This is a genomic window from Flavihumibacter sp. CACIAM 22H1 (assembly GCF_001601815.1).
GTDB lineage: Bacteria > Bacteroidota > Bacteroidia > Chitinophagales > Chitinophagaceae > Flavihumibacter.
Window position 1 is genome coordinate 1 of sequence record NZ_LUKG01000090.1, and the last position, 5,497, is coordinate 5,497.

Annotated in this window: 4 protein-coding genes; 3 read left to right on the forward strand and 1 reads right to left on the reverse strand. The window is 46.1% G+C overall.

Going from position 1 to position 5,497, the window contains the following annotated elements; translation table 11 throughout:
* Positions 1-135: 135 nt before the first annotated feature.
* Positions 136-2,895 (reverse strand): 2-oxoglutarate dehydrogenase E1 component, encoded by a 2,760-nt coding sequence (locus tag A1D16_RS18645; protein ID WP_290712314.1) that lies wholly within the window; start codon positions 2,893-2,895, stop codon positions 136-138.
* A 231-nt stretch (positions 2,896-3,126) separates the two neighbouring features.
* On the opposite strand from A1D16_RS18645, the gene rpsT reads away from it, so the two are divergent.
* From rpsT to A1D16_RS18660, 3 genes are all read left to right on the forward strand, one after another.
* Positions 3,127-3,387: a 30S ribosomal protein S20 gene (gene rpsT, locus A1D16_RS18650; protein WP_290712316.1), complete on the forward strand. Its 261-nt coding sequence runs from the start codon at positions 3,127-3,129 to the stop codon at positions 3,385-3,387.
* A gap of 94 nt (positions 3,388-3,481) precedes the next feature.
* Positions 3,482-5,212: a M14 family metallopeptidase gene (locus tag A1D16_RS18655; RefSeq protein ID WP_290712318.1), complete on the forward strand. Its 1,731-nt coding sequence runs from the start codon at positions 3,482-3,484 to the stop codon at positions 5,210-5,212.
* Positions 5,213-5,285: 73 nt separating this feature from the next.
* The coding region (locus A1D16_RS18660) for a hypothetical protein (RefSeq protein WP_290712320.1) at positions 5,286-5,497 on the forward strand (212 nt) is incomplete at its 3' end.

Below are 5,497 nucleotides of genomic sequence, written 5' to 3' on the forward strand. Positions count from 1 at the left end.
TCGGTTTCAGCCATTTAATAAGGGTTACTTCTGTAATGGATTCGCCAACTGTTGGAACTTTAATATCTATCATAAAGTCAAAATTCTAAAATCAACTATTAATAATCAAACGTCCTCCGTATTCTGCTTTCTACTTTAAATTGCAAAGGCCGTATCAATAATCTCCGCCTGTTCCTGGGCATGCACTTTCGCATAACCGGTGGCGGTGGAAGCACTGGGCTGGCGACTGATGACACCAAAATTGATGGTGGCGAGGTTCATTTTCAGGAAAGACGCGGCGCCCATATTAAGCGGCTCCTCCTGCACCCAGAACCAGGTAGCTTTATCGTATTTCTGGTACAAGGCATCGAGCTGTTTCTGTGGAAGCGGATACAATTGTTCTACCCGTACAATTGCTACATCCGTTACCCCGTCTTTCTGCTTTTTAGCTGCCAGGTCAAAATAAACCTTGCCGGAACAGAATAGTACTTTCCGAATTCCGGAAGCATTCTGTACAGATACATCATCCAGCACTTCTTTAAAAGAGCCATGGATGAAATCGTCTTTGGTAGAATAGGTATCTGGCAGGCGCAGATTTGCTTTTGGTGAAAAATTAATCATTGGCTTGCGGAAAGGCCAGGCTATCTGTCTTCTTAAAGCATGGAAGAAATTAGCTGCAGTGGTAATATTCGTAACCACCATATTCTGTTCGGCGCACATTTGCAGAAAACGTTCCATCCTGGCAGAACTGTGTTCAGGACCCTGTCCTTCATAGCCATGGGGCAATAACATAACTACCCCGTTCATCCGGTTCCATTTTTGTTCACCGGCCGCAATAAACTGGTCAATCATGGTTTGGGCACCGTTGCTGAAATCACCAAATTGTGCTTCCCATAATACCAGGCTCAGTGGGTTTGCCATTGCATACCCATATTCAAAGCCAAGGACGCCGTATTCACTCAGGAAAGAATTGAATATCCTGAACTTACCGGTGGCACCCGGAATACGGCTTAACCTGTTATAGGCCTGGTTGTTTTGTTCATCTCTCAAAACAGCATGGCGGTGACTAAAGGTACCACGTCGTACATCCTGTCCGCTCATTCGCACATCATGCCCTGCCAGCAGTAAAGAGGCATAAGCCAGTAATTCACCGGTTGCCCAGTCAACTTTGCCTTCTTCCTGGAACAGTTTTACTTTATCCTGGATTATTTTTTCCACTTTTTTAAGCGGTTTGAAATCTTCCGGCCATTGCATCAGCTGATCAAATAAGAGGTCAAAATCAGCCGAACTAATAGCGGTAACCGGGGAAGCATCAAAATCCTCTTCCGTAGACCTGCGCAGGCTTCTCCAGGCTTTTTCAGGAAGCTGGTATTTATAAGGCAGGGGGTTTTGTTTTACTTCATCCAGCCGATCCTGTAAGTCGCTCCAGAATTTTTTCTCCATTTCCTGTGCCATTTGTTTGGCATCGGCTTCTCCGTTTTCGAGCAGAAAACTGGTATATACTTCCCTGGGATTGGGATGTTTATCAATGAGCGCATACAACCCGGGCTGGGTAAATTTCGGATCATCCCCTTCATTATGGCCATGTTTGCGGTAACAAACCATGTCTATGAAAATATCCTGGTTGAACTCCTGGCGATACCGGGTGGCTATTTCCACACATTTCACCACAGCTTCGGCGTCATCTCCGTTCACATGCAGTACCGGAGCCTGAACAGTGGCAGCCAGTGAGGTACAGTAATCAGAGCTTCTGGCTTCATCAAAATCAGTGGTAAAACCAATTTGGTTATTGATAACGAAATGGATCGTGCCTCCCGTATGGTAGCCTTCGAGTTTGCTCATCTGCAAAACTTCGTACACAATACCCTGCCCGGCAATGGATGCATCACCATGGATCAGGATCGGCAATATTTTATCGTATTCACTCTCGTAAAGAACATCGGCTTTTGCCCTCGCAAACCCAACCACCACCGGGTCAACCGCTTCGAGGTGCGATGGGTTCGGACACAGTTTCAAATGAACAGTTTTTCCATCGGGCGTTTCAACATCAGAACTATACCCCATATGGTATTTCACGTCCCCGCTGCCCATTGTCTGGTCCATCATGGCCGTACCTTCAAATTCGCTGAAAATATGCTCATAGGTTTTACCCAGGATGTTAGCGAGGATATTTAACCGGCCCCGATGCGCCATTCCGATCACCACTTCCTGCACGCCTAAGGAACCGGCAGTATTGATGATGGCATCCAGTGCTGGAATGGTGGTTTCACCACCTTCGAGCGAAAATCTCTTTTGCCCGATGTATTTGGTGTGAAGGAATTTTTCAAAGATTACGCCCTGGTTTAGTTTCTCCAGGATTCGTTTTTCTTTGTCTATGGTCAGGGGCTGATGAAATTCTTTTTCCATGGCATTGGTCAGAAAATCAACCTTGCCCTGGTCACTGATGTATTTAAATTCGATACCCACTTTGGAGGCATAGGATTTCTCCATATGCGCCAATATATTCCGGAGGGTAGTGGTACCCAAACCAATGCGGTTGCCGGCATAAAAGTTTTTATCCAGGTCGGCCTCCGTAAAACCAAAAAAACCGAGGTCCAGGTTAGCGCCCCTGTCTTTGCGGGTACGAATCGGGTTGGTTTTAGCAATCAAATGCCCTTTATTCCGGTAACCCAGAATCATGCGGTAAGCAGCAATTTCTTTCCTGATATCAATATCGGCCGGCAGTTGAGCGGCGGGGGCACCCTTGGTGGCAGCCTGCTCCTGCCCATTGGCATGGCCCTGTTCTACGGCGAAATCAAACCCTTCAAAAAATTTCCGGAGCTCCGGGTCAACAGAACCCGGATCTTTTACAAAATCCTGATAGATCGATTCAATAAACGCTGGAGACGAATTGGTTATATAAGAAAAATCCTTCATATGGATAGCCCTTTTTACGGGTAAAAATTGGGTCAGCAAATATCGGGAAAAGAAGTGAAGAAAGCACGTACCCGAAGGAGGATACACGAATACAACCCTAAATTGCCGTTAATTTGCCAACGGATCAACTTAACGCTTCAACCTGCGTTTTTCTGCTTTTTTTATTTTTTTTAGTTTTTATTTTTTAGTTGTTGGTTTTACCATTACCTTTGCCGTCCAATATTTAGAAGAATGGCTAATCATAAGGCAACCAAAAAAGATGTGCGTCAGGCAGCCAAACGCCGTGATAGAAACCGTTATTACGGTAAAACCACCCGTAACGCAATTCGTGATCTTAAGGCGACCACCGAAAAGAAAGCGGTTGACGAGGCTATGCCAAACGTAATCTCTATGATTGACAAACTTGCCAAACGTGGCGTTATTCATAAGAATAAAGCTGCTAACCTGAAAAGCAAGCTGGCTAAGCGTGCCAATACCCTGGCAACGGCCTGATTTCAGTAAATTAAGATCTATCTGACCGAATATACGGGTCCAGTCTCCTGACTGGACCTTTTTTTGTTTATTTTCCCCGCCTAATTGCCCGGATATGCGACAATTCCTGCTAATCCCTCTTTTATCCCTGCTACTCGTTCCTTTTAATGGACGTTCCCAGAAAATTCCTTTTGAGCAATCAGGAGGTCAGGAAACCTCTACCTATGCCCAGGTAATCAGTTTCTACAAAGAACTCGATAAGCGATCCAAACGATTGCTGCTGAAAACAATGGGCCCAACCGATGCAGGGTTTCCGCTCCACCTGGTTATGTACTCGAACGATGGCAGCGCCGACCCGGCTACCTGGCACCAACAACAAAAAGTAGTTTTATTCATCTTGAATGGCATACACCCCGGCGAACCCGACGGAATAGATGCCAGCATGCTTTGGTTACGAGACCTGGTGGAGGGTAAAAAGTCGATTCCCGACAATGTAGCCCTTGCTTTTGTACCGGTGTATAATATCGGGGGCGCCCTGAATCGCTCAGCGTATTACCGGGTAGACCAAAACGGACCGGCCGCCTTCGGATCCAGGGGAAATTCGCAGAACTATGATTTAAACCGCGATTTTATTAAAAACGATACCCGCGAGGCCCGCAGCTTTGTCCGGATCTTCCATTACCTGCAGCCCGATGTTTTCATCGACAACCATGTTTCCAACGGTGCAGACTACCAGCATATAATGACCCTAATTGCTTCACAGCACAATAAGCTGGGGGGTAAGATGGGAGAATTCATGAATCAGCAGTTTGAGCCGGGCCTCTATTCCCTTATGAAAAAAAAGGGCTACGACCTGATTCCCTACGTAAATGCCTTTGGCGACACCCTCGAATCGGGCTGGCCAGAATTTCTTGAAGGCCCCCGTTATTCGAGCGGATATGCTTCCCTGTGGAATTGTTTTGCCTTTGTACCCGAAACCCATATGCTGAAACCTTATGTGCAGCGCGTAAACGCTACCTATGCTCTTATGGAATCGTTTGTGCAGTTTGCATCCGCCAATAACCGTCAAATCAAAACCCTGATCAGGGAAACAACCGATTATCAGCGAACGGCAGAAACCTTTCCCTTGCAATGGAAACTGAATCGGGAAAAATGGACCGAGCTATTGTTCAAGGGCTTTGAAGCGGGCCGTAAACCCAGTGGTGTATCCGGATTGCCCCGGCTCTATTACGACCGCAGTAAACCATTTGAAAAGCAGGTTCGCTTTTTTAACCAGTACGATATTGCACTGGAAATAAAAAAACCAACTGCGTATCTACTGCCGCAGGGCTGGTGGAGAGTGGTGGAATTATTACAACTCAACCGGGTTACGATGATTCCTCTTCAAAAAGATACCAGCATTGAAGTAGAATACTATAAAATACTTAATTACAGTACCTCTAACCGGGCATTTGAAGGCCATCACCTAAACAACAATATACAGGTCAGCACACACAAGGAAAAGATCCTGTTCAGAAAAGGCGATTGGTATATTCCTATGAACCAGCGCGCCAATCGTTTTTTGATGGAAGTGCTGGAACCCCAGGCCATGGATGCTTATTTTTCCTGGAACTTTTTCGATCCCATACTCGGGCAAAAAGAAGGCTACAGTTCCTATGTGTTCGAAGACACGGCAGAAAAATACCTGAAAGAACATCCTGAAGTACAGAAAGCATTGGAAGAAAAAAGAAATTCAGACACAGCATTTGCCAAATCCGCCGCCCAGCAACTCGACTTTGTATTCAGGAATTCGCCCTATTACGAACCCGGGCATAATCGCTACCCGGTATTTCGCGTGCTGCAATAAGAATAAATTTAATGTGGGTCAACCAGTTTCCTACTGGCATTGTTAGCTACTTTTGAAACAATTGCTTGCGCCCATGAAACAAGTAGTACTAATCTGGCTGGCTCTTGCCGGTACCGGTTCAACATTTTTTTGGACCCACCAGCAGGACGGACAAACTGCCTCCGGCAACAAATACCGGATTGCAGTCAGTTACAGGAAAAACCTGCCGCATGGTTCCTACAAAAGCTGGTTTGACTCCAGCCAGTTAAGAGACCAGGGACAGTTTATAATGGGCATCCCCGACGG